This window comes from Acinetobacter portensis (genome assembly GCF_010646905.1).
In the GTDB taxonomy this organism is placed as follows: Bacteria; Pseudomonadota; Gammaproteobacteria; order Pseudomonadales; family Moraxellaceae; genus Acinetobacter; species Acinetobacter portensis.
This window is the reverse complement of the sequence record NZ_JAAARQ010000002.1, coordinates 2,312,110-2,337,430: the sequence shown is the minus strand read 5'-3', so window position 1 is coordinate 2,337,430 and position 25,321 is coordinate 2,312,110. Positions and strand designations below refer to the sequence as shown.

Below are 25,321 nucleotides of genomic sequence, written 5' to 3'. Positions count from 1 at the left end.
CTTATTCTTATATTCGTAAAAAAAGGAGCCTTTCGGCTCCTTTAATTTCAGCAATATATTAACCAAAGCGCCCTGTAATATATGCTTCTGTTAGTTGATGATCTGGCTGAGTAAATACTTTTTCAGTTGCATTTACTTCAATTAAATCACCTAAATGGAAGTATGCTGTACGGTCTGAAACACGTGCTGCTTGTTGCATCGAGTGCGTTACAATTGCAATGGTATATTGTGTAGAAAGCTCAGAAATAAGTTCTTCAATTTTTGCAGTTGCAATTGGGTCTAACGCAGAACAAGGCTCATCCATTAGAATAACTTCTGGCGAAACAGCAATTGTACGCGCAATACATAAACGTTGTTGCTGACCGCCAGACAAACCTGTTCCCGGCTGACTTAAACGATCTTTCACTTCATTCCAAAGACCTGCTTTATTTAAGCTATTTTCTACAATTTCTTCTAAATCGTATTTATCACGTGCTAATCCATGTAATTTTGGACCATAAGCGACATTATCGAAAATTGACTTTGGAAATGGATTCGGCTTTTGGAATACCATTCCAACTTGCGCACGAAGCAATACAACATCAAGATTAGGATCGTAGATATCTTGATTATCCAACAGCACCTTACCCGTAACACGACATGAATCAATCGTGTCATTCATGCGGTTTAAAGTACGTAAAAATGTAGATTTACCGCAACCTGATGGTCCAATAAATGCAATCACTTCATTTTCGTAGATATTAAGGTCAATGCCTTTAATCGCCTCAGATTCACCGTAGTAAACATGTACATCTGAAGTACTCAATTTCACATTGGTAGACTTTGGCGTTTTCTTTGCCGAAGCCTGTGTATCAAACTGAGATACAAAAGAAGTTGATGGTTTTTGATCTACATTTTGCGATGTAAATTGTGTATGTTCTGAATTCACCGATTTATCCTGTTCTAAGGAATTTGTTTTTGTAGCATTTACTGTATTCATCATCATGCCCCGAATTACCAACGAACTTCAAACTTTTTACGTAACCAAATAGCAAGACCGTTTAAGCCAATCATTAATGCTAAAAGTACGATAATTGCAGCAGCTGTACGCCCTTCAAAGAAGTTACGAAGCTCATTCCCTTGCCATAAGAAAATTTGCACAGGTAATGCTGTAGATTGATCAAATGGAGTTGCAGGTACACTTGCAACGAATGCACTCATACCAATAAGAAGTAGCGGTGCCGTTTCACCCAGTGCTTGCGCAACACCAATAATTGCACCAGTTAAAATACCTGGTAATGCCAATGGCAATACGTGATGAAACACCGTTTGCAAATTAGAAGCACCTAAACCCAAAGCTGCCTGACGAATAGAGGGTGGCACAGCTTTTAAAGATGCGCGTGTGGTAATAATAATTGTTGGTAAAGTCATTAAACTCAGCACTAAACCACCTACTAACGGCGCAGAAAGTGGCATGTGCATCCATCCAATAAAGATGGCAGCACCAAGCAAACCAAACACAATTGATGGTACAGCAGCTAAGTTATTAATATTGACTTCAATAATGTCAGTAATCAGATTTTTAGGTGCAAACTCTTCTAAATAAACCGCAGATGCAACACCAATTGGAATTGAGATCAGAATCACGATAAACATCATGAATAATGAGCCCATAAATGCACCAGCTAAACCTGATGTTGCAGGTGAACTACGTGAATCTGGACTAAAGAAAATATTAGTATTGAAAGTATTCTTAATAATACCTGCTGCCTTTAAACCATCTGCTAACTGTCGTACTTCTGGGCTAAGTTGTTGCTGATCATCAGGTAAAGATCGATCAATATTTCCTGCTAACCAAACATCAATATTGGCATCAGCAAGTACTTTTACGTCTTTCTTTTGACCAATAAGAGCTGGGTTTTCAAGTACCATATCTCTTAAACGATATGCTTCTGAGCTGGTGTATAGTGACGCAACTTCATCTCGCTTAGATTCCAATTTAGGATCTTCTGCAATAATGCCGTTCACCAATAACAAGTCCCAATCAGCCATTCCCATTTGGGTTTGCCATGCAATTAAACGTTCCTGATATTTCGCAGGTGCTTCATTGACCTGTTGTTTTGGTTTCGGTCCAGCATTAATCACACTTGGGTCGAAATACACAGGCACTGTTAAACTACTTTGCCAAAATGATGGTAAACCTTTTGCAAGAATACTACCGAACAACAGCGCGACAAAAAATAATCCTGCAACAACAGCCGAGAAGCCCAAAACACGAAACGTTTTTTCTTTACGGTGACGTTTTGATAATGATTTTGCAATCGTATTCTTACGCTTTTCTCTAAGCTCAGCGGCCCTTTGGGGATCGCTTGTAGCCAATGTATTTGTATTCGTATTGCTCATTAGTCGTATTGCTCGCGATATTTACGCACGATGTAAAGTGCAACAATGTTTAAACCTAAGGTAATTACAAATAATGTCAGACCTAAAGCAAAGGCAACCAATGCTTGTGGACTTGCAAAATCTGTATCTCCCGTTAATTGATTCACAATGGTAATCGTGACTGTTGAAACAGCTTCTAGCGGATTAATATGTAGTAGTGGACTATTACCTGCGGCCAATACCACAATCATGGTTTCACCAATTGCACGTGAAGCGGCAAGTAAAAATGCACCTATAATTCCTGGTAGTGCAGCAGGTAAAACCACCTGACGAATAGTTTCAGACTTTGTCGCACCTAAACCCAATGAACCATCACGTAATGAGCGTGGTACTTGAGTAATGATGTCATCTGAAAGTGATGATACAAATGGGATAATCATAATTCCCATGACAAAACCTGCAGTTAAAGCACTCGTGGCATTTATGTCTAAGCCAATATAAGCACCCGCTTGTTTTGCAAAAGGACCAATAATCATTAAGGCAAAAACACCGTACACAATAGTTGGAATACCTGCCAAAACTTCAATGGCAGGTTTTGCCCATGAACGGAAACTTGAAGATGCATATTCAGCAAGATAAATGGCAATCATTAAGCCAACAGGCACTGCAACTAAAAGTGCAATACCACTCACCATAAGTGTGCCCCATAACAATGGAAGCAAACCATAACTACCTTCTGCATGACCTGATGTACTAAAACCAGGGTTCCATTCTGTACCAAAGAAGAAATCAAATGGATTAACAAAATGGAAGAATCTTAAAGCTTCACTAAACATCGACATTACAATGCCAACAGTCGTTAAAATTGCAACGCCTGAACATAATGCAAGCGCGAGATTCATAATTTTTTCGACTTGGTTTCGCGCGCGGAATTGTTCTGAAATTCTCTTCTTCGCCCAAACCAAACCTAAAAGTGCAGCACAAATCACCAAAGCCATTTTTGCAAATGTACCTATGGTTTGAAATTTTGCTAATTGTTCTGCTGCTGCAACTTCATAACTTGCTGGAATATCACTTACCCCAAAACCTGAAGCAATGGCTTGAACACGATCGACCAAAACACCCGTGGTTGCAGGATCTAAATTTGCTGCAATATTTGCAGGAACATTATTTAATACAACATGCGTTAAAATACTTGGTTCAACAATATTCCAAACCAATAAAATCAAGAATGCAGGAATACCACACCATAAAGCGACTAGTGCGCCATAATAGCCCGGACGCGAATGCAACTGCGCAGAGTTATTTCCCTTACCTGCTAGTGTGCGGCTTTTGGATAATCCAATTTGATAAGCGATAGCAATAACTGCTAACAACACACCAATAAGTAGCAGATTCATTTATTTTCCACCAATTTCCAATTATTTTTTGAATATTGTGACACTAAATAGAAAGCTGATGATCAGTTGTACCAATCATCAGCTTAATTATATTATTTTACAGCTTTACCCGCTTTAAAGTTCGCAAGCACTTGCGCACGTTCTTTATCTGACATTGAAATCAGACCTGCTTTATCTAACTTAGAGCCCTTACCAGACACTTTTTTACTTAAGAAGTATTCAGTAAATTCTGGTAAACCTTTAATTGACTTAAGATGCTCACCTTTCACGTAGAAGAATAACGGACGTGATACAGGATAAGATCCATTTAAAATTGTTTGTTCAGATGGTGAAACATTATTGACTGTAGCAACACGAAGTTTGTCACGGTTTTGTTCATAGAAACCTAAACCGAATACACCAACGGCACTTGGAGATGTTTTAAGTCGTGCCAATGTTTCTGTGTAATCACCTGAAATTTCAATTACTTTTCCATCTTTACGGAAAGTTGAACACACTTTCTTTTGCGCATCTTTATCTAAAGCTTTAATTGCTGAATATGTTTCACAACCTGCATCTACCATTTTTTCTTGGAACACTTCACGCGTACCGTGGTTTGATGCTGGAATAACTAAAGTAATCGGTTCATTTGGAAGCGATTTATCAATTTGATTCCAACGTGTATAAGGGTTTGCAACCATTTTACCATTTGATGGTAATTCTGCAGCTAAGGCAGCGAATACATGTTGTGGACGTAATTTGTAAGATGCTTTCTTAGAGTTCGATGCAAAAACAATACCGTCATAACCAATCTTAATTTCTAAAACTTGGTTCACACCTGCTTTTTTACAAGCAGCTAATTCTGAATCTTTTATTTTACGAGATGCATTACCAATATCAATGGTGTTATCACCCACGCCATTACAAAACTGTTTTAAACCACCAGATGTACCACCTGAACCAACTACAGGTGCTTTAAACTGTGGAAATGTATTACCAAACTCTTCTGCGACAATACTTGCGTATGGCAAAACAGTTGAAGATCCTGCGATTTGAATTGTGTCACGAGCTGCATTTGCTGTTGTTGCTACAGCTGCCCCTGAAACTGCTAATGCAAGTGCAATATGTGTATAGCGCATTTGAATCTCTCTTTTATGCAAATTTGGAGTACGCCACTTTTTTATTCAGTTTTGTACTTGTTCTGTGTTATTGCATTTTGAGCAGATAATATGACAGATAAGTTACAGCTATATTACGTTTTTATGATACTTAAAAATTTTGAACTTTATAGAAACTTGTAATACTTAAATAAGTAAAATTCAATTGTGTAATATTTAAATGATTTATAAAATTTTGACAAAAAAATTCGACGAGCTGAAACAAATCCAGACTCGTCGAATTGTGTTAAGCGATTACTTAATCGGTTGATTCAGCCAATCTACTTTCACAGGTTTAGTCTTTTGGTTTAAGTGATTTGTTACAACCACACCATCCTTCACAACCAATTCAATATTTTGTAGCGCAGAGATATCTTGAATTGGATTACCATCAATCATAATTAAATCGGCAATTTTACCCTTTTCAAGCGTACCCAAATTCTTTTGACCTAATGCCTTTGCTGCTTCACTTGTTGCTGACAAAAGAATAGTTTTATTATCAATCCCCTCACCTTTCATAACATGTGTTACCAAAGGAACCACTTGTTGTGGTGGTATTCCAGGAATATCAGAGGTAAACAACGGTACAGCACCTGATTTCAGCATCACCTTAACGTTGTTTTCTAGAATATTGTAATCATTCTTATCTTTATCAGATGCATAACCAAGCTTGATATATCGCTCCAAGAAACCTAGCGTAACTGCAATTGGCGTACGTTGCTCACCAAGTCGTTTCAGCATAGTCCCATCAACATCTTTAGTGACTGTTGGCGGATGAATAAACCCATCAACACCTGCATCTAACATTGTATTTACATCTTTTGCATTTGTATTATGCACAAGAACTTTAAGATTATTTTTATGCGCTTCATCTACAATTGTTTTGATAACTTCTTTATTGATGACTGTTTGATTGGTGACACCATCAAATACAACCACATCTGATTTATTTTTTTACCAATTCTTGTACAGAAGCACGAGCTTGTGCCGGTGTATCCATAGGTAAGCGTACATGGTCATTACACCATTTTAGCTCCTCATCTTTTAGATCACCACAAGCATAATAGCTACCTGCATTTAAAAGAACAGGACCCGCCACAAATATACGTGGACCAATAATCTCACCTTTCTTTATTTTATCTCTTACTTGATAAATATAAGGTTGAAAATCGATAGGTGAAAACGTAGATGTAAAACCATTTTCTAAATGCCCACGTAATCTAGTGGTCAAATCTCCATTAATGAAAGCTTGTGCTGTTACCTCACTTCTTGCCGGCATTTGCGGAGGCATATCATAAAAATCCCAAAACAAATGTAAATGCGCGTTAATTAAACCCGGCATAACTGTTTTGCCTTTAGCATCGATAATTTGCTTTGCTTTTTCCTTTATTTTTCCTGTTTCAATGGCCTTAACTTTGCCATTTTCAATAATGACATTTGCATTTTTAATTAGGTCTGAACCCGTACCATCGAATATCGTTGCATTTTTAATAATAAGATCCGCTGCATTGACATGCCCGCAAACCATTGCAGAAAGTAAAAGGGTTTTTGTGATTATTTTATTCAATTTCATTTTTATCTCCAATCTTATAGATTGTTTACAACTTCATAGTTTTAGTTTTAATAAATGATTTATTAACTCATTAATTATTGATGAATAATACAACAAAAATATATAAATTACATACTACATCACATTTAATCTATTTACATTGACACCCCTTATTCTTTTTTCTATTTAAGCTATCAATTAAAAAAGGCGCTCTATAGAGCGCCTTTTTTACACAAGCAAATGATTAATCAATTGCAGGTGTATATGTACCGTCTGCGATTGCATCTTTAATACGATCCGCTTCTGCAAGCACAAGTGCAAGCAAGTTCTTCACGTTATCTAAAGTTGCAACTGGGCTTAAAGTCGTCATTTTCAATGATTGATTTTGACCGACTTTAGTCACACCAATATTCGCTTCACCACGCGCAAACAATTCGTCTGCCACGTTTTGGTTCAGTGTATCGAGTAATTCTGTAGGATAACCTTCAGGAATCACACGGAACAATACAGAGGCGAATTGTGGATCAACCAACATTTCTAGACCATCCGTTGCATCGATGTACGCTGCAACATCACGTGTAAGACCTACACCGTGATCGATCATCGAACCGTAAAGCTCTTCACCCAATGCTTCAACTGTCATCCACAATTTCAACGCATCAAAACGACGAGTTGTTTGTAGTGACTTCGATACAAGGTTAGGAACACCGTGCTCTTCATCATACGCAGAGTTTAAATACTCAGCTTCATAATGCATGAAACGATAGTTCGCTTCATCTTTCAGTAAGAATGCGCCACAAGAAATCGTTTGGAAATAATGCTTATGGAAATCAAGCGTGATTGAGTCAGAAAGCTCGATGCCATCTAACATACCACGGTAATCATTCGATAAGATTAAAGCACCACCCCATGCCGCATCGATATGCATCCACGCGCCAAATTTGTTGGTGATTTCACGAATTTCTTTCAGTGGATCAATCGCACCCGCGTCAGTTGTACCCGCAGTTGCAACCACACATGCCACGATTTTGCCTTCCACTTGAAGGTGCGCCATGGTTTGCTCTAAAGCAACCACATCCATCTGCGCGTTGTCGTTCACAGGAACAGTCACCACAGATTGGAAGCCCATGCCCATCATTGCCATGTTCTTTTGCACAGAGAAGTGTGCATTTTCAGAACAGATGACTTTAACGTTACGCATAGCCTCATTAGGTACGCCATCACGCTGAACAGACCACGGATTGCCGTTTTCGTCTTTCCAGTTTTTCGCGATGCACGCATCACGCGCAAGCAAAACGCCCATCAAGTTAGACTGCGTACCGCCAGAGGTGAACACACCTGCTTGACCTGCACCGTAGCCCACTTTTTGGCGAAGCCAGTCGATTAACTGAACTTCCATCAAAGAACCAGCCGGGCTTTGATCCCATGAGTCCATTGATTGGTTGGTCGCGTTAATCAACACTTCTGCGATTTGGCTAGTGACCATTGTTGGGCAATGCAAATGCGCTAACGAGTGTGGATGATGTACTTTTAAGCTTTTATTTAAGAAAAGCTCAACCATACGATCAAGAGACTTCTGTACCCCATACCTGCTTTAGAAGGATTGAACGCGATTGCAGAGCGAAGCTCTTTGATGCTACCGCCTGTGTACATTTTGTCATTTTGCAACCATGCAGAAACGGCTTTCACCGCCTCGCCCATTACTGACTGATAGTCAGCAATGGATTGTGCATCATTGCAGAATAACGCTTTACGATGTTCTGCAAAATCAACCATGTCTTACGCGCCTCGAGTTGCAACAAGCGCTTCAGCGATTGCTTTCTTAAAGCGAGCAACAGCTTCAACACATTCGTCATGCGTGATAATCAGTGGGCAAAGTAGACGAATCACAGTACCGTTACGACCGCCTTTTTCTAACAATAATTTATTGTCGAAGCATGCCGCTTGAATTGCTGCTGCCAATTGACCATCACCTGGCAATGAGCCCATGTGATCCGCCGCTTGACGTTCATCAACAATTTCAACACCAAGCATCAAACCACGACCACGTACGTTGCCGATACATGGGAATTCTACTGCTAATTTTTTAAATTCAGCTTGTAAGAAATCACCACGCTCTTGCGCATTTTGAGCCAAGTTTTGTTCTTTAATGGTTTTGATTGTTGCAAGACCAGTACCCATAGCCAATTGGTTACCACGGAATGTACCCGTGTGACCCGCTGGCTGCCAAGCATCAAACTTACGTTTAATACCAAGCACTGCTAGAGGTAAGCTACCACCTACCGCTTTAGACATCACCACAACATCAGGTTCAATACCTGCATGTTCAAAGGCAAACATTTTACCTGAACGTGCAAAGCCCGCTTGAACTTCATCAAGAATCAACACGATGTTGTGCTTTTCAGTCACTTCACGGATTTTCTTCAACCATTTAACCGGTGCTGTTACCACACCGCCTTCACCTTGAATTGCTTCAAGAATTACAGCTGCTGGTTTAGTTACACCGCTTTCAACGTCTTCAATGAAGTTTTCGAAGAAATAAGTTAATGCATCAACACCCGCTTCACCACCAATACCCAATGGGCAACGGTATTCATGCGGATACGGCATAAATTGAACACCCGGCATTAAGCCATTCACAGCATTTTTAGCAGACAAGTTACCTGTCATTGCTAAAGAGCCGTGAGTCATACCATGGTAACCACCTGAGAAGCTGATTACAGAACTACGACCAGTGTAAGTTTTTGCTAATTTAATTGCTGCTTCTGTACCATCTGCACCAGACGGGCCACAGAACTGTAGGCAATACTCAGCCTTACCACCAGGTAATTGCTCAAGCAGTGCTTCAGTGAAAGCATCTTTTAAAGGTGTTGTTAAATCCAAAGTATGCAACGGTAAACCGCTTGCAAGTGTGTCTTGGATACTTTGAATGACCGCAGGGTGATTATGGCCTAATGCCAATGTCCCTGCCCCAGCTAAACAATCGAGGTACTCTGTACCTTCAACATCGGTAACCCAGCAGCCTAAGGCTTTTGCTATCGCAAGTGGAAGTTTACGTGGATAGCTACGAACATTAGATTCCATTTGACTTTGGCGAGTTAAATAGTATTCGTTAGTAGACTTAGGGGCAGGATTTACTGAAGAAACGCTCATATCGAATTACCATCTCTGATATGGGTTAAAAGAAATAAGTCGGGTGACTTGCGGTCTTTTGACTCGGTGCTTTATGGTTCTAGTTCGTACGTTTTTTTGTGCATCGTAACTAGAGGGCGGATAATACCTAATTTTTCTAAAAAATAAACACTTTTAAGAAATAAAGTTATCCTAATTTTATCGGAAAGTTATCTTAGTCTAACCGATAGAGTGAATTATCATCTTAGCCTATGACAAATGAAAGAAAAGCCTATTTTTTGTTATATATTTCCAATACGAACAATCAATTTTAAATAACTCTCTAAGATACTAAAATTTAATGCTTTTATTAAATGGAATTTACGAGCAATAAAAATACTTTTTACATACAAACTACAGTTTATGCATAAATCAAACATAAAAAAAATTTATGCTATAAACCATATAACTACAGCTAAAAATTAGGAATAAATATGCGTTATTTTTACACCACTTTAGCACTTGCATTAACTACTGCCATTTCTGCACCTGCATTTGCACAAGATAATAATGCTTTAAACTACAATGTACTCAATATTCAAGCAGAAGCATCTCGTGAAATTTCAAACGATGAAATGACCGCTGTTTTATATATAGAAAAATCAAATAAACAACCTGCTCAACTTGCATCTGAAATTAATCAGCTGATGACGCAAGCAATAAATACTGCTAAAAAGTATTCTCAAATAAAGTTTGAAACAGGTTCACAAAGCACCTATCCAGTTTACGATAATGATAATCGCAAAGTAAAAGAATGGCGCGGACGTGCTGAAATTCGTTTGGAAAGTAAAGACTTTAAAGCTACAAGCCAACTCATTAGTGAACTACAACAAAACTTCCAAACGCAATCGATCAATTTTAATGTTTCAGATAGTCAGCGTAAAAAAGTAGAAAATGAACTGATGGTTGAGGCATCGAAGAACTTCCAACAACGTGCACAATCTTTAGCTCAAGCATGGAATAAATCAAGCTATCAACTTATCAATATTAATTTAAATACAAATAGTTATAGCAATAGACCTGTGCCTCTTATGGCAATAATGAAAGCTGCAAGCGCAGATGTTATTCCTGAACAGGAAGTGGCGAGTGGTGAATCTCAAATTACTGTCAATGCGAACGGATCTATTCAATTAAAGTAATCAATGTTGTATCAAAACTGCATGAGTCACTTGCAGTTTTGATCTAATTTTATATGAATATTATTAAAACAACTCCAACAATAACTCTATTTAATTTTAATTTTAAAACAACTAAAGTAGCACTTCGAGTTTGACCTTACTCTTTATAACCAATGCTTATACAAAATCTAAATCTCTATTTATTTCATATTTTTAATGTTCCTGAAAATGCATCTAATTTCATGATGTCATATGCAACTTTTATTGCACATGACTTGATATATATTCTATTTATCATGTTTATTCTTGCTTGGTTTATTGGCAATAATAAAATTAAAAAGAATATTTTAAAGGCTTTTATTTTCACAACGATTACATTATTTATTAGTGAACTTTTATCTTATGTTTTAAATACGCCAAGACCATTTGTCATGGATATTGGTGAAACTATTCTAGTACACGCTCCTACAGGCTCATTTCCTAGTAATCATATGAGTATTTTGAGCGGACTCGCTTTCTCATACTATTTTTCATCACAACGACAATTTGGTAAATTACTGATTGCAGTTGCTTGGCTTGTGGCATGGGCGCGTGTTTATGTAGGTGTTCATTTCCCTATAGATATGTTTGGTGCCTTCTTCTTTGCTTTTATTGTTAATATTTCAGGTTTGAAGCTTTGGAATATATATAAAGATCGCCTTATGGAATGGGTGATGATAGTTCACCGCAAAGTATTCGCCTTTTTAATTAATAAAGGTTTAATCCAATAAGAGAAAGTAATCAATCAGCATATATTTAGATTATGGCTAATCACCTAATTACAGTGATTGATCACCCCTATTCCTAAAAAAAAGCTCCCTAAGGAGCTTTTTATTCATTAGTCATCTTTGGTTTCAAAGCCATTTTTAAATAAGTGGTTCGGCACCTTTACAATCAATGAATCCACTTTGGTATGCATATTCAAATCTTTATTTGGATAATCTAATTGCTGTAAAAAATAACGAATACAATTCAAACGTGCACGTTTTTTATCATCAGATTTAATAATTGTCCAAGGTGCATCGGCTGTATGCGTATGAAAGAACATTTGATTTTTGGCTTCAGTATATTCATCCCAACGATCAAGAGACTGAATATCAATGGGTGACAATTTCCAATGCTTCAACGGATCATCACGACGTGCAATAAATCGTCTTAATTGCTCTTCACGACTCACCGAAAACCAAAATTTAAACAAATGAATACCTGAATTTACCAACATACGTTCAACTTCAGGAGTTTGTCTCATGAATTGAAGATATTCATGTGGCTCACAAAACCCCATAACACGTTCAACGCCTGCTCGGTTATACCAAGAGCGGTCAAAGAAAACCATTTCACCCGCTGTTGGTAACTCTTTCAGATAGCGTTGGAAATACCACTGACCTTTTTCTAAATTATTGGGCTTATCTAAAGCAACAACGCGAGCTCCACGCGGATTTAAATGTTCCATGTAACGCTTAATTGTGCCACCCTTACCTGCAGCATCACGCCCCTCGAATAAACACACAATTTTTTGTCCAGTTTCTTTAACCCAACTTTGAACTTTCAATAACTCTATTTGTAATAATTTTTTTTGAGCTTCATACGTTTGCCGCGTCATTCTTGTTTTATATGGGTAATTTTCTGGTAAATCATTTCTTGAACCATCCTCAGACTCTTGCTTCCCCTTGTAGGCTAAAACCGTATTTTCAAAAATAGGTAAATGCTTATTATCTTGACTTTCAATGACTTCAAATGGTCCTAATTGATGTTGATTCATCTAATTTCCCTTATCCACACTCCTAAGTTTTAATTAACTATCTGGCTTTAATATAAGTTCTTTTTACATGAATAATTCACTAAAAAGGATGCCATATGACACGATTATTAGTAAAAAAATTTGATATTTTTATGCTATAATTTAGTGAAGAGTGTATAGGCTTATTCTATTTCAATCTCCGTAAATAAATTAAAAACCAGACAACCATAAGCACATAACTACTTAATTTTAAACACAATATCTAATAAAAAATTTAATTCATTATGAACAATATAAAATTAAAGAAGAAGCTAAAGCAGAAATTACAAACACATCTCGTTGTTTTATTATCAACATAGAAATACAGATTCGAATTTAAAATCCCACAACCAAGTGGCATAGTCATTTCATAAGAAATTATTTAGAATATATTCATTTAATTTTTATAAGATTTAATTTGAGATGTAGTTTTACTAAAATTGACCAATAACAAAAAAGGCTTAACTCTTTACAGAATTAAGCCTTTCAGTATTTATCAAAAAACTAATTAATAAATTGCCATATGATTTCGATGAATCATCTCAAGAGAACGTGCTTCACCTAAAACCTGATGAACTTTATCTGAAGATAAGCCTTTTACGATTTCAGCTGAACGTGAACTAAAATTCACACGACCAACCGCAACGCGCCCACCATCGACATCTACACATTCAACCACATCACCACGCTCAAAGTGCCCCTCAACCGCTTTTACACCCACAGGCAACAAACTACGATGGTTCTCTTTAATGGCTTTTACAGCGCCATGATCAATCACCAAACGACCTGCTGTTTGTAAGTGCGCAGCAAGCCATTGTTGATGTGCTGTCATACGGTCATTATCTGCAATAAATAATGTTCCTAATAGCTCACCAGACATTAACCGTGAAAGCACACGCTCACTTTCGCCACTTGCAATGAGTGTTGGACAACCCGATTTTGCAGCTAAACGTGCAGCACGAACTTTGGTCAACATACCACCACGACCAAACTTACCGCCACCACCTGCCATATCGAACAGACTTTCATCTAAGGCGCGAACTGTGTCAAAAAGTTTAGCATTAGGATTCGAGCGTGGATCTGAATCAAACATACCTTGTTGGTCAGTTAAAATGATGAGTAAATCACCATGCACCTGACCTGCCACCATTGCAGCCAAAGTATCGTTATCACCAAAGCGAATTTCATCTGTAGATACTGTGTCATTTTCATTGATCACAGGAATCACACGCCAATCAATTAAGTGTTGCAATGCATCACAAGAATTTAAATAGCGTCGACGATCTGCCAAGTCATCATGGGTTAAAAGCACTTGTGCAGTTTGAATATTCAATTGCGCAAGGATGCTAGACCAAGTTTGGATTAAACCCATTTGACCAATGGCAGCACACGCCTGAAGACTGGGTAGATCGGTGGGTCGATTCTCAAGTTTCATTCGAACCATACCTTCAGCCACAGCACCCGATGACACAAGAATGATCTCGTGTCCTGCATTGTGTAGATCTGCAATTTGTTTCGCCCAATGCGAAATTGCATTTATATCTAGACCTTGCCCGTTTGCTGTGAGTAAAGATGATCCGATTTTAACAACGATTCTTTTACAACCCTTAAGCTGACGCTGCCCATCTACCACTTCTATCATCGTGTCCTCATTAACTCTTTAGAGCTTAACGTACGTAATGCACTTCTACATCGTTATCGTCGTCTTCATCATCTTCATCGTCATCACCCAAAATACCGGCAAGACGTTGTTGACGACGCATTTCGCGATACGCTTCTTTAGCAGCAAGCGTTTGTTCACGTGTTTCAGCTTCAAGCTGATCACGGAATGCTTTCATTTCTGCTGCATATTCTGGATCTTCAACTTCGCGTTCACATTGTTCTTCAATCTGATCCATTAAGTAGTAAACCACGTCTTTCGTGCCTTCAGCCGTTAAGCCAGAAGTCTTAAAGACAGGGCCATCCCACTGTAATTCTTCAAGAATGTGATTACACCACTCTTCACGCGTTTCTTCAGCCAATTGATCGACTTTATTCAAGACCAATACCACTTGTAGTTTTGCAAGTGTTGGTGAGAAGTTTGTTAACTCTTTCAAAATTGCTTTTGCGTTATAAGCTGGGTCTGAACCATCAATTGGTTGAACATCAACAATGTGCAACAAGATACGAGTACGTGCCAAATGTTTAAGGAAACGAATACCTAAACCTGCACCTTCAGATGCACCTTCGATTAGACCTGGAATATCCGCCATTACAAATGAGCGATAACGGTCAGCATCTACCACACCAAGATTTGGAACCATTGTGGTAAATGGATAATCTGCAACTTTTGGTTTTGCAGCAGAAACTGCACGAATAAAGGTAGATTTACCTGCATTAGGCATACCCAACAAGCCAACATCCGCCAATACTTTAAGTTCTAAACGCACTTCACGGAATTCACCTTTTGTTCCGTGTGTACACTTACGTGGTGAACGGTTTGTTGATGATTTGAAGTGTGTATTACCTAAACCACCATCTCCGCCCAATGCAACCATTACGCTTTGACCGTTTTCGACCAAATCGCCAATAATATCACCAGACTCTACATCAACAATAGTTGTTCCAATTGGAACTTTTAGAAATACTGATTCACCACCACGGCCTGCACAGTTTGCGCCACGACCATTTTTACCACGTTCTGCGCGGTATCTACGGGTATAACGATAATCTACAAGGGTAGTTGTGTCGTCGCCAGCTTGAATATGAATGCTGCCGCCACGACCACCATCACCACCATCTGGACCACCAAATGGTACGAACTTTTCACGGCGAAAACTGGCTACGCCATTGCCACCGTCGCCAGCCTCTACGGTAATGACTGCTTCATCAACAAAGCGCATATTGCCAATCCTCTAAAAACTTTAAAACCCCATATTCTGCCACATTTTAAAGAATTTCTCGAATAATAATTTTCATCTATTCACTAAATATTACTCATTTTAAATGGTTCATTTATATTTTAAGTCATTAAGATTTAATACTGCTTCCATATAAAGCCGACAAGTACCTTTAATCTCAACTCGATCATTGTCTAATAATCGGCAATACAACACCCCGCCACGACTAGAAGCCTGATAAGCAATAATTTCATTTCTACCTGTTTTAGTAGCCCATAATGGTATTAATGACGTATGTAAAGATCCTGTTACAGGATCTTCATCAACCCCCATCGAAGGGGTAAAATATCTTGAAACAATATCATAATCTTTTAAATTTTCATGCTTATGATCGTTCAAGGCCGTAATTGCTACACGTTTTCCACCTAAAGCCTTAATCAAGTTAAAGTTTGGAATTTCATTTAATATACAATCTGTATCTCTATAAATAACAATGTAAGCCTGTGGATTCTCATACACTTCCAAAATCTCAGAATTCAATGCTTCTATAAGTAATTCTGGTGGTTGTTCTAGTTTTTGGGGAATTTGGACAGGAAAGTTCAGTGATATTTTTTCATTACTTAGTTTTTCGACAAAAAACTGCCCAATATCTTTCACATGAAAGGTTAAAGAACTGATATGTGGGAAATTTCTAAAAATAATAAAACTCGTCGCAAGCGTTCCATACCCACAGAATTGGACTTCTTTTACAGGTGAAAACCAACGTATTTCATAATTTAGATCATCTATTCTTTTAGCAAAACTCGTTTCTGAAAGATTATTCTCTAAAGCAGTATTTTGCATTAAAGCATCTTCTAACCACTCATCTAATAATAAAACGGCAGCAGGATTACCCTTAAAAAGCTCATGACTAAACGCATCGACTTGGTACATTTTCATTTAAATTACCTCTTTACGTCAGTTTAGTTTTTGCCATTCACACGCGCTTTATTTTCAATAATTTCAGGTAAACTTTTCTCAATCCAATCAATCAAATAATTCACTTTACTTGCTGCATCTGAACCTAAAATTGTTAGTTGATATTCCACTTTTGGTGGCACAACAGGATAAACCGTACGTAAAATAAAACCATCTTGCTCTAACATTTTTAAAGTTTGAGAAAGCATCTTTTCACTAATACCTTCTATACGCTGTTTTAATTCACTAAAACGATGCACACCACCACTTAAACAACGCAAAACTAAAACAGACCACTTATTAGTAAGATGTTCTAATATTTCTCTAGCAGGACAATCTGTAGATAAAACTTGTCCTAAAACTTTACTTGTTTCATAACTTGACATAAAAATCCTTCCATTTAGTAATAGACTTACTTTTTAGTACGTACTTTCTTTTAGTAAGTTAACAGATTATGATTTAACCATCAAGTTTATTTATTCATCAGAAAAAAGCGAGATTAAAATGAAAATTGCAATTACAGGTGCAACGGGTCAACTCGGTCAATTCGTTATTCAACATTTATTAAATAAAACCCAAGCAGAAAATATTGTTGCTCTAGTCCGTAATGTAGACAAGGCAGAAAATCTAACAGCAAAAGGAATCGAAGTTCGTCATTTCGATTACGACACACCCACTACGCTTGTTCCCGCTCTACAAGGTATTGATAAAATTTTACTTATTTCAGCGAATGAAATTGGTCGTCGTACACCACAGCACAAAGCTGTTATAGATGCGGCAGTTGAAGCTAAAGTTCCATATATTGCTTATACAAGCCTACTGCGTGCCGATAGTTCCCCACTAGGGCTAGCTCAAGAACACCGTGAAACTGAACAATTAATTAAAGAAAGTGGATTAAGTTATACCTTCTTAAGAAACAACTGGTATAGCGAAAACTATTTAGCAGGTTTAGCTCACAACATTGAAACTGGCATTTTATATGGCGCAGCACAAGATGCCTTGATTAGTGCAGCTCCACGCACAGATTACGCAGAAGCAGCGGTAAATGTTTTACTGAGTGATGGGCATAAAAATAAAACTTATGAATTAGCAAGTTCCACCTCGTTCACTTTAGAAACTTTAGCAAAAACCATTTCTGACCTAAGTAATAAAACTGTGGTTTATACCAATTTATCTGCGGAAGATTATACACAAGGTCTTTTACAAGCAGGTTTACCTGAAGGTTTAGTCAATGTTGTAGTGGAAGCAGATGTAGAAGCAGTAAATGGTGCACTACTAAGCGACCGTAAAGATTTAGAAACTTTATTAAATCGTCCAACCACATCACTTGAAAATACGATTAAATTTTTGCTTTAATTATTTACTCTTCATAAAAAAAAGAGCCTCAAATGAGGCTCTTTTTTTAACTTAAAACAAATTATGCATTTGTTTCAGCAGGAACTTTAAGGTAGCTTACGCCGCCCATTTGTTCAGCAATACGTAATACTTGGCAGCTATAACCTACTTCGTTATCGTACCAAACATAAGCAGTTAAACGGTTACCTGAAGTGATTGTTGCTTGCGCATCAAATACACCTGCAGTACGTGAACCGATAAAGTCAGAAGATACAACTTCTGTAGAGTTTGTATAACCAATTTGACCTTGTAGCTTAGAATTGATTGAAATTTGACGAATATATTCGTTCACTTCATCACGATCTACATCTTGACCTAAAGTAAGGTTAAGAATAGCCAAAGATACGTTTGGTGTAGGAACACGTACAGAGTTACCTGTTAATTTACCTTGAAGAACAGGAAGCGCTTTAGCAACAGCTTTAGCAGCACCAGTTTCAGTAATAACCATGTTCAACGTTGCAGCACGACCACGACGGTCAGCTTTATGGTAGTTGTCGATTAAGTTTTGGTCGTTTGTGAACGAGTGAACTGTTTCAACGTGACCATTAATCACTGTGTATTTGTCGTTTAACACTTTAAGTGTTGGTGTAATTGCGTTTGTAGTACAGCTCGCAGCAGAGATGATTGTATCTTCATCTAAGATGTCAGTTTGGTTAACACCGTACACAACGTTCTTCATTTCACCTTTACCAGGTGCAGTTAAAATAACACGTGCAGCGCCTGGGCATTTAAGGTGTTGAGCAAGACCTTCTGAATCACGCCATTTACCCGTATTATCAATTACTAATGCATTGTTAATACCATAAGTCGTGTAATCAACTTCAGATGGGTTAGATGCATAGATCACTTTAATGAAGTTACCGTTCGCAATAATTGCTTCGTTTTCTTCATCTACAGAAATTGTACCTGCAAATGGGCCATGAATTGAGTCACGACGAAGAAGTGAAGCACGTTTTTCTAAATCACCATCAGATGATTTACGAACAACAATTGCTTTAAGGTTTAAACCACGACCCAAACCAGATTGGCTGATGATTAAACGCGCTAAGATACGACCAATACGACCGAAACCATAAAGAATAACATCTCTATGTTCTACAGCTGAATCATTACCTTCTAAAGGTTTAACAGCATCTGCAACAAATGCATTGATGTCGCCACCTTTCGCATTGAATTCAACTGCAAGTTTACCTAAGTCAACTTCTGCTGAACCAATATTTTCAATTTTAGCCAAAGCTTCAAGAATTGGATAAGTATGAACTGCAGAAAGCTCTACATCTAATACACGAGTACGACGATGCGCTTTTAAAATCTGGATTACAGAACGGTTAATTAAAGAACGACCGTAAACTGTAACTACGATATTTTTTTCACGATATAACTGACCTACTAGGGCAATCATACGTTCCGCAAGTTCTTCACGGTTTTTCCAGCGACCTTGGTGCTCTGCATGTAGGGCAATGATACTGTCTTTGCTCACAGATACGTCCTCTAATTAATGGTAAATCATAAATTTCAAAACCCCATAATTGTAATGGAATTAGAGGCAACTTTGTATCAAAAGCTGAATAAGACTGTACTATTTTCTTGTATATTCACTATAAAATTATGAAATAGTTGTAATTATTTTTATGATTTCAAAAATAAAACCGCAAAATCTGATAGATAGCGGTTTAAAAAGGTTATTTTTCAAATGTTGATTTTACACTCAATTTTGAACATCAAGTGCTGTATGAAATAGGTGAATGATCGTCTAAATTAATTTTTTCTGCTCTTGAAGATGCCGAAAAGTTCAAATCGTATTGAATAATGGCATTAAATTCTTCAACATCAAATTCTGTATAGGTATCTGGCACACCCAATAAAACAGGTAAACGCGTTAAACCATTATCGCCACACGGAAATGCATAATGACGTTGTTTATCGGTAAAATTATGCATACTTTCAAATTCTATAAATACACTCGCATTTGGATATGATCGAGGGATTTCTAGAATATTCATGAAAATTTTACGTTTTAATTCTATTGCAGATTTTTGTGCATCTAATAAATCATTTTCTGCCTGATCTGACTTCAATATTCGTTTTAACAAAGAAGTCTGTTTTGTCGCTTGTTCTCGTTTTAACTTATTCATAAACATTGTAAGTTCACGATAATCGACTAAATTCTGACTAATAGTTGCTTGTAATACTTTAATTGGTTGCATAGAACGTTCATGCATAAAGTTCCAATCATTTTCATTCAGCGGAACAAAACATTCTTGTTTGCGTTTTTCGAGCAATTTCACATAGGCAAATAATTTATATTCAAACATTTGCACATAATGGTTAAAAACCAAAGAAGGCTGCGCTTTAAATTCACGATAATAAGCCAGTAATTCTGACAACAATCTATGTCCATTTAAATATAAGTAATCAAACTCTTCTATATGTGATAAATGTTTTTTAGAAGCCACATGCATTAATGCAAAAAATTCACCTGTGAGTACATTTTCAAATTTCTTTAAGTGCATTTGCGCAACGACATCGGCATTTTTCGCAACAAACTGAACAGGTTCAATTAATAAAGGAATCAGTTTATCTTCGTAAATTTCTTCTAATTGATGAACCACATCAATCACATCTAAGTTAATTTGGCTTTGAATGGTCACCATTCGCTTAATCAAATCTTTTAGATGTTCTATATATTCAATTTCATCTGTTTGAGATAAATCCAACACAATAGCATTTAAGAATATTTGATCTGGAAGTGCACCCTGCTCTTCTATTAAAAAGCGTCGAATTGAGTATGGGTTATGCTCTGCATGCATAACGGGTGCAACCAAGTAAATCAGCTCAGATGTTTTTACAATATGAAAATGTCGAACTTTCTGTTCACGTAAAATCAAATACCTAAAAACAGGAAGTTTATTCAGCTTAGAATCTTTTTTTTAATAAGGGCTTATGCCAATAATCTAGTAATTGTTGTTTGATATAAACTTCAACAATAAAACCTTTAATTTCATCTTCTGTCAGCTTTCTTAAACCGCGTGGTTCATCTATTTTTATTCTTCTAATAATTTTGGCAGCATTGAGTAAAAATGTACGATGAATCAGTATTTTTTCACGCTGAAGCACAAAATCTTCTTCAACTTGTATTTGATTAATCTGCTCAATTGCATTTTCTAAATAATCCGCAATTTGCAGACTATCGCTAAGCTCTTTTAAACTCTCTAAAGACTCACTTAATGTTTTAGCAAACTCGCCCATTTTAGGATGAGTTAAACGATGACGTAAAATTGCTAAACTCGTATTGGCTTTATACTCAAAAGTATTCGCAACCCTATTCCAATAAATTTCTTTCGGTTTTAATATTTGATTATCAATATCATCACAAAGTTGTAAATCTGCATCTTGAAGCACTTCAAGTAATGCAAGATGCCAATCTACATCTAGACTTGGTTCTAATTGCAAAAGTTTTGCACGTATTTGATATGGAATAGCATTCGCTTGCATACCAAGTCCCCTGATTTTGTAGATAACTGATTTAAATATATTATTTTAATGAATAATAACTTATTTTTGATATGTTTTTTATATTTCACATAAAAAATATCTGATTAAATAGAATTAATTCGGTTTAATTTAAAGCAATTTTCAGGCTAAATTATTTGCAATAAAATATTTACTTACATTTTTAACTATTCATCTCGACCTATTCTTTTTTCTAAGTTATTTGCATTTATTTTCAGTTCGTCTTGCTTATTCTTTTGTTTCATTAAATGCAATGTACCCTCGATAACAAGTAACAATACAGCGCACCAAATTGGAATATATGTGAACCACTCCGTAGCACTCACACGCTCACCTAGCAGTATAGATGCAAAAGCGAGAAGAACTGGTTCCAAATAACTCAATAATCCAAAAATAACAAAAGGTAAATAACGACTTGCAAGGATATAACTCCCCAAACCTAATGCACTTAAAAAACCCAACCCAATTACTGCCAAAATAAGATGTGGAAACACTGCAATAAGTGAAACTGTATCACTATAAATAAATGCAAGATAAATTGAAACTGGGATTATTAATGCTAAATCCCACCAAAAACCGCCTAAATTATCGGTTTTAAATACACGGCGTAAAAAGAAATATAATGGATAAGCGAGAGCAACATAAGCTGTTTCCCAAGCTATAGATCCTATACGCCATATTTCATGTCCAACACCTAAAACAGCAAGTACAATTGCTGCAATCTGCCATTTTGATAGTTTTTCTTTATATAAAACACAGCCTATAAGCACCATCACCAAAGGCAAAAGAAAATAACCTAAAGAGACCTGTAAGCCTCGTCCATTAATTGGTCCCCATAAAAAGAGCCATAACTGGGTGGTACATAATATGGAACTTAAAATAAGCCAAAGAATAAATGTAGGTTGTTTTAAAGCACGTTTTAGAATGTCCGCAATAAGTTTTAAATCACCCATCGACCACATTAACAAAGTTAAAAATGGGATCGTTGCGAGCATGCGCCATGCGAATGTTTCTTCGCTATTCAGAGGTTTTAAAAATTCTGTATAAAAATACAATATGCCAAAAGTGATAGATGCCAAAACAGACAATGCTACGCCTTTGTACATATCACACCCCTATTCACTTAATATTATGATCTAAATTCCTTTCTTAGTCAGTATATCTATTTCAATGGACTAAATCTTTATCATCACTATAAATAATTTAAACATCCAATAAAAAAAGCCATGTAAAAACATGGCTTTTTCATATAAAGACTTAATCTTTTTTAGTATGTGGTGTTTGAATCAAGTCTGATAAATCATAACCTACAGATTTTGCATAATCTAAATATTCATTTAATACTTCTGGCTTAACTTCCGTATCACGTGAAAGTACCCACATATATTTACGGTTTGGCTCACCAACAAGTACAGTTTTGTAGTCTTCATCTAATTTTAGAATCCAATAATCACCACGGCCTACAGGTAACCAACGGATTGCTTCTGGTAAGAAACTTACTTTTAATTTCGAATTAAAAGGTGCATTTTGCACATAAGCCTCACCTAAAGATTTACTTAATTGACCTTCTTTGTCGTAACAACGGTTATCTACAACAACATTACCATTTTCATTTAAGGTATAACGCGCTGAAATATCACGTGCACATTTTTTCTGGAAAGATAAAGGTTTTCGAGCAACCTCATACCAAACACCTAAATACTTATCTAACTCAACCTTTTCTACAGTGCTTAATGGCTTTGGTTGCGCATATGCCATTGTTGCCATACCCAAACCTATTAAAACAGCACCACCAAGTGCAATTTTCGCAAGTTTATAACTTGCGTTTGTAACGCTTCCTTTTGTCATAAATACACCTTTGGTTAAATTCAAAATGAGATCATTATTAAGATAGCTTGTTTTTTAAACAATAAATGTTGCGAAATGTAATAGAAAATTCAATCATTTACATGACCTGCAACATATTTGCTTTTAACCTCAATATCTCATCACGCAAACGAGCAGCTTGCTCAAACTGTAACTCTTTCGATGCTTTAATCATTTCTTTTTCAAGTTTGGTTAGATGTTTTGCAAAAAGTTTCGGATCTGACATTAAATGTCTTTCATCTGCTGAAATTGCTTTATCTTCATCTGAAATTTGACGTTCTATTTGATCATCATCAAGCACTTCACCTGTATCAATTTCTTTGATGACTTGGCGAACAGCGCTCCGTGGTGTGATTCCATGTTCTTTGTTAAATTCTTCTTGCTTCGCACGACGTCGATCCGTTTCATCAATGGCTTTTTGCATTGAATCGGTAATACGGTCTGCATATAAAATTGCTTTACCTTTCAAATTACGCGCGGCACGACCAATGGTTTGAATTAAAGATCTTTCTGAGCGTAAGAAACCTTCTTTATCTGCATCTAAAATAGCCACTAAAGAAACTTCAGGCATATCTAGACCTTCACGCAAAAGATTAATACCAATCAGTACATCATGCACGCCCATGCGTAGATCATGAATAATTTTTACCCGTTCAACCGTATCAATATCTGAATGAAGATATGCCACTTTTACACCATATTCTTTTAAATAAGATGTTAAATCTTCTGCCATTCTTTTTGTCAATGTCGTGACAAGAACACGTTCATTTAAAGCTGCACGAATATTAATTTCAGAAAGTACATCATCAACTTGGGTTAAAACAGGTCTAATTTCAATTATGGGGTCTAACAAACCTGTTGGACGCACAACCTGCTCAACAATTTGCTCAGACTTTTCTAGCTCATAACGTGCAGGCGTTGCACTCACAAAAATAGTCGTTGGAATAATGCGTTCCCATTCCTCAAATTGCATTGGACGGTTATCCAAAGCACTTGGCAAACGAAAGCCATAATTTACCAAGTTCTCTTTACGTGAACGGTCACCTTTATACATGGCACCAATTTGTGGAACAGTCACGTGAGATTCATCAATGATGAGTAATGCATCATCGGGAATATAATCAAATAATGTAGGTGGTGCTTCGCCCGATGGTCGACCTGAAAGATGACGTGAATAGTTTTCAATGCCGTTGGTATAACCCAATTGCTGCATCATTTCTAGATCATAACGGGTACGTTGCTCAATACGCTGTGCTTCAAGCAACTTGTCATTTTCACGGAAAAAAACTAAGCGCTCTTTGAGTTCCGTCTTAATCGTTCCAATGGCACGTTCTAAGTTATCTTTTGGTGTTACATAATGACTTTTTGGATAAATGGTTACGCGTGGCACTTTCCGTACCATTTTTCCTGTAATTGGATCAAACCAACGAATTGAATCGACCTCATCATCAAACAGTTCAATACGAATGGCGTGTTGTTCAGATTCCGCAGGGAAAATATCTATAATTTCCCCACGAATACGGTAAGTACCACGTAAAAATTCAAGTTCATTTCTTGAATATTGCATTTCAACCAAACGACGAATAATGTCATCTCGATTCAAAAAATCGCCCTGCACTACATGCAATAACATACTCATATAAGCATTCGGATCACCCAAACCGTAAATTGCAGAAACCGATGCAATAATAATGGCATCACGACGTTCTAATAATGAACGTGTCGCAGAAAGACGCATTTGATCAATATGATCATTAATAGATGAATCTTTTTCAATGAACGTATCTGAAGATGGCACATACGCTTCAGGTTGATAATAATCGTAATAACTCACGAAATATTCAACCGCATTATTGGGGAAAAATGCTTTAAATTCGCCATAAAGTTGTGCAGCTAACGTTTTGTTATGCGCCATGACAATAGTCGGTCGTTGCGTTTGAGCAATCACATTTGCCATGGTATAGGTTTTACCCGAGCCTGTAACACCTAGTAGCAATTGATCATGAAGACCTTGCTCAACACCACGGACTAGCTTTTCAATCGCTTGCGGCTGATCACCTGCAGGCGCATAGTTGGTTACTAATTCGAAAGGTTGATGGTCACTCACTTGATCTATTACCCATATATTTTTAAAGAAAAGATTTTAGCAGATTC

At 36.9% G+C, this 25,321-nt stretch carries 21 protein-coding genes and 1 pseudogene; 3 read left to right on the top strand and 19 right to left on the bottom strand.

Going from position 1 to position 25,321, the window contains the following annotated elements; genetic code table 11:
• Positions 1-58: 58 nt before the first annotated feature.
• The 8 genes and pseudogenes from pstB to GTK57_RS11020 all read right to left on the bottom strand — a co-directional run bounded on the left by pstB (position 59) and on the right by GTK57_RS11020 (position 9,602).
• Complete coding sequence (gene pstB, locus GTK57_RS11055) at positions 59-982, bottom strand: phosphate ABC transporter ATP-binding protein PstB (protein WP_199287351.1); 924 nt, start codon at positions 980-982, stop codon at positions 59-61.
• Between the two features lie 11 nt (positions 983-993).
• On the bottom strand, positions 994-2,382 hold the full coding sequence (gene pstA / locus GTK57_RS11050; protein ID WP_152873690.1) for a phosphate ABC transporter permease PstA: 1,389 nt from the start codon (positions 2,380-2,382) through the stop codon (positions 994-996).
• On the bottom strand, positions 2,382-3,761 hold the full coding sequence (pstC, locus tag GTK57_RS11045) for a phosphate ABC transporter permease subunit PstC (protein ID WP_163123541.1): 1,380 nt from the start codon (positions 3,759-3,761) through the stop codon (positions 2,382-2,384). The genes pstA and pstC overlap by 1 nt, the downstream gene beginning before the upstream one ends.
• A gap of 92 nt (positions 3,762-3,853) precedes the next feature.
• Positions 3,854-4,879 (bottom strand): substrate-binding domain-containing protein, encoded by a 1,026-nt coding sequence (locus tag GTK57_RS11040; RefSeq protein ID WP_163123538.1) that lies wholly within the window; start codon positions 4,877-4,879, stop codon positions 3,854-3,856.
• Between the two features lie 273 nt (positions 4,880-5,152).
• Positions 5,153-5,836, bottom strand: coding sequence for an amidohydrolase family protein (locus GTK57_RS14815; protein ID WP_163123534.1), 684 nt, complete (start codon positions 5,834-5,836; stop codon positions 5,153-5,155).
• Positions 5,837-5,843: 7 nt separating this feature from the next.
• The gene (locus GTK57_RS14810; RefSeq protein ID WP_163123530.1) at positions 5,844-6,470 is read right to left on the bottom strand and encodes an amidohydrolase family protein; all 627 of its coding nucleotides are present in this window, start codon (positions 6,468-6,470) and stop codon (positions 5,844-5,846) included.
• A 223-nt stretch (positions 6,471-6,693) separates the two neighbouring features.
• A pseudogene (locus GTK57_RS11025) lies at positions 6,694-8,225 on the bottom strand (pyridoxal phosphate-dependent decarboxylase family protein).
• A gap of 3 nt (positions 8,226-8,228) precedes the next feature.
• Complete coding sequence (locus GTK57_RS11020; protein ID WP_163123527.1) at positions 8,229-9,602, bottom strand: diaminobutyrate--2-oxoglutarate transaminase; 1,374 nt, start codon at positions 9,600-9,602, stop codon at positions 8,229-8,231.
• Positions 9,603-10,054: 452 nt separating this feature from the next.
• Between GTK57_RS11020 and GTK57_RS11015 the strand changes: the two genes are divergently transcribed.
• Positions 10,055-10,759 carry an SIMPL domain-containing protein gene (locus GTK57_RS11015; RefSeq protein WP_163123524.1) on the top strand — a complete coding sequence of 235 codons (705 nt, stop codon included), beginning with the start codon at positions 10,055-10,057 and terminating at the stop codon, positions 10,757-10,759.
• Positions 10,760-10,911: 152 nt separating this feature from the next.
• On the top strand, positions 10,912-11,508 hold the full coding sequence (locus GTK57_RS11010; RefSeq protein WP_163123521.1) for a phosphatase PAP2 family protein: 597 nt from the start codon (positions 10,912-10,914) through the stop codon (positions 11,506-11,508).
• Positions 11,509-11,615: 107 nt separating this feature from the next.
• On the opposite strand, the gene ppk2 is transcribed toward GTK57_RS11010, so the two are convergent.
• The 5 genes from ppk2 to GTK57_RS10985 form a co-directional block, all read right to left on the bottom strand.
• Complete coding sequence (ppk2, locus tag GTK57_RS11005; RefSeq protein ID WP_152875074.1) at positions 11,616-12,539, bottom strand: polyphosphate kinase 2; 924 nt, start codon at positions 12,537-12,539, stop codon at positions 11,616-11,618.
• Between the two features lie 526 nt (positions 12,540-13,065).
• Positions 13,066-14,199: a glutamate 5-kinase gene (gene proB / locus GTK57_RS11000; RefSeq protein WP_152875075.1), complete on the bottom strand. Its 1,134-nt coding sequence runs from the start codon at positions 14,197-14,199 to the stop codon at positions 13,066-13,068.
• Between the two features lie 25 nt (positions 14,200-14,224).
• On the bottom strand, positions 14,225-15,439 hold the full coding sequence (gene cgtA, locus GTK57_RS10995) for an Obg family GTPase CgtA (RefSeq protein WP_163123518.1): 1,215 nt from the start codon (positions 15,437-15,439) through the stop codon (positions 14,225-14,227).
• Positions 15,440-15,547: 108 nt separating this feature from the next.
• Entirely contained in the window at positions 15,548-16,375 is an 828-nt protein-coding gene (locus GTK57_RS10990; protein WP_163123515.1) for a PhzF family phenazine biosynthesis protein, read from the bottom strand.
• Between the two features lie 23 nt (positions 16,376-16,398).
• Complete coding sequence (locus tag GTK57_RS10985) at positions 16,399-16,779, bottom strand: winged helix-turn-helix transcriptional regulator (protein WP_163123512.1); 381 nt, start codon at positions 16,777-16,779, stop codon at positions 16,399-16,401.
• A gap of 118 nt (positions 16,780-16,897) precedes the next feature.
• Between GTK57_RS10985 and GTK57_RS10980 the strand changes: the two genes are divergently transcribed.
• Positions 16,898-17,749: an SDR family oxidoreductase gene (locus GTK57_RS10980; RefSeq protein ID WP_163123509.1), complete on the top strand. Its 852-nt coding sequence runs from the start codon at positions 16,898-16,900 to the stop codon at positions 17,747-17,749.
• Between the two features lie 61 nt (positions 17,750-17,810).
• Here GTK57_RS10980 and GTK57_RS10975 read toward each other — a convergent pair whose 3' ends face one another.
• The 6 genes from GTK57_RS10975 to uvrB all read right to left on the bottom strand — a co-directional run bounded on the left by GTK57_RS10975 (position 17,811) and on the right by uvrB (position 25,274).
• Positions 17,811-19,268, bottom strand: a complete 1,458-nt coding sequence (locus GTK57_RS10975) for a glyceraldehyde-3-phosphate dehydrogenase (RefSeq protein ID WP_163123506.1) — start codon at positions 19,266-19,268, stop codon at positions 17,811-17,813.
• Positions 19,269-19,509: 241 nt separating this feature from the next.
• Positions 19,510-20,676 carry a hypothetical protein gene (locus GTK57_RS10970; RefSeq protein ID WP_228720310.1) on the bottom strand — a complete coding sequence of 389 codons (1,167 nt, stop codon included), beginning with the start codon at positions 20,674-20,676 and terminating at the stop codon, positions 19,510-19,512.
• Between the two features lie 28 nt (positions 20,677-20,704).
• Positions 20,705-21,283 carry a hypothetical protein gene (locus tag GTK57_RS14700; RefSeq protein WP_228720309.1) on the bottom strand — a complete coding sequence of 193 codons (579 nt, stop codon included), beginning with the start codon at positions 21,281-21,283 and terminating at the stop codon, positions 20,705-20,707.
• A 185-nt stretch (positions 21,284-21,468) separates the two neighbouring features.
• Positions 21,469-22,407, bottom strand: a complete 939-nt coding sequence (rarD, locus tag GTK57_RS10965; RefSeq protein ID WP_163123503.1) for an EamA family transporter RarD — start codon at positions 22,405-22,407, stop codon at positions 21,469-21,471.
• A gap of 151 nt (positions 22,408-22,558) precedes the next feature.
• A complete protein-coding gene (locus GTK57_RS10960) occupies positions 22,559-23,149 on the bottom strand; it encodes a lipocalin family protein (RefSeq protein ID WP_152875083.1) in 591 nt (196 codons plus the stop codon).
• 97 nt (positions 23,150-23,246) lie between these two features.
• Entirely contained in the window at positions 23,247-25,274 is a 2,028-nt protein-coding gene (gene uvrB / locus GTK57_RS10955) for an excinuclease ABC subunit UvrB (protein ID WP_163123500.1), read from the bottom strand.
• Positions 25,275-25,321 lie beyond the last annotated feature (47 nt).

Bases quoted from the DNA above. Each gene is read 5' to 3' on its own strand.
- pstB (WP_199287351.1), bottom strand. From the start codon at position 982: ATGATGAATACAGTAAATGCTACAAAAACAAATTCCTTAGAACAGGAT.
- pstA (WP_152873690.1), bottom strand. From the start codon at position 2,382: ATGAGCAATACGAATACAAATACATTGGCTACAAGCGATCCCCAAAGG.
- pstC (WP_163123541.1), bottom strand. From the start codon at position 3,761: ATGAATCTGCTACTTATTGGTGTGTTGTTAGCAGTTATTGCTATCGCT.
- GTK57_RS11040 (WP_163123538.1), bottom strand. From the start codon at position 4,879: ATGCGCTATACACATATTGCACTTGCATTAGCAGTTTCAGGGGCAGCT.
- GTK57_RS14810 (WP_163123530.1), bottom strand. From the start codon at position 6,470: ATGAAATTGAATAAAATAATCACAAAAACCCTTTTACTTTCTGCAATG.
- GTK57_RS11020 (WP_163123527.1), bottom strand. From the start codon at position 9,602: ATGAGCGTTTCTTCAGTAAATCCTGCCCCTAAGTCTACTAACGAATAC.
- GTK57_RS11015 (WP_163123524.1), top strand. From the start codon at position 10,055: ATGCGTTATTTTTACACCACTTTAGCACTTGCATTAACTACTGCCATT.
- GTK57_RS11010 (WP_163123521.1), top strand. From the start codon at position 10,912: ATGCTTATACAAAATCTAAATCTCTATTTATTTCATATTTTTAATGTT.
- ppk2 (WP_152875074.1), bottom strand. From the start codon at position 12,539: ATGAATCAACATCAATTAGGACCATTTGAAGTCATTGAAAGTCAAGAT.
- proB (WP_152875075.1), bottom strand. From the start codon at position 14,199: ATGATAGAAGTGGTAGATGGGCAGCGTCAGCTTAAGGGTTGTAAAAGA.
- cgtA (WP_163123518.1), bottom strand. From the start codon at position 15,439: ATGCGCTTTGTTGATGAAGCAGTCATTACCGTAGAGGCTGGCGACGGT.
- GTK57_RS10990 (WP_163123515.1), bottom strand. From the start codon at position 16,375: ATGAAAATGTACCAAGTCGATGCGTTTAGTCATGAGCTTTTTAAGGGT.
- GTK57_RS10985 (WP_163123512.1), bottom strand. From the start codon at position 16,779: ATGTCAAGTTATGAAACAAGTAAAGTTTTAGGACAAGTTTTATCTACA.
- GTK57_RS10980 (WP_163123509.1), top strand. From the start codon at position 16,898: ATGAAAATTGCAATTACAGGTGCAACGGGTCAACTCGGTCAATTCGTT.
- GTK57_RS14700 (WP_228720309.1), bottom strand. From the start codon at position 21,283: ATGCAAGCGAATGCTATTCCATATCAAATACGTGCAAAACTTTTGCAA.
- rarD (WP_163123503.1), bottom strand. From the start codon at position 22,407: ATGTACAAAGGCGTAGCATTGTCTGTTTTGGCATCTATCACTTTTGGC.
- GTK57_RS10960 (WP_152875083.1), bottom strand. From the start codon at position 23,149: ATGACAAAAGGAAGCGTTACAAACGCAAGTTATAAACTTGCGAAAATT.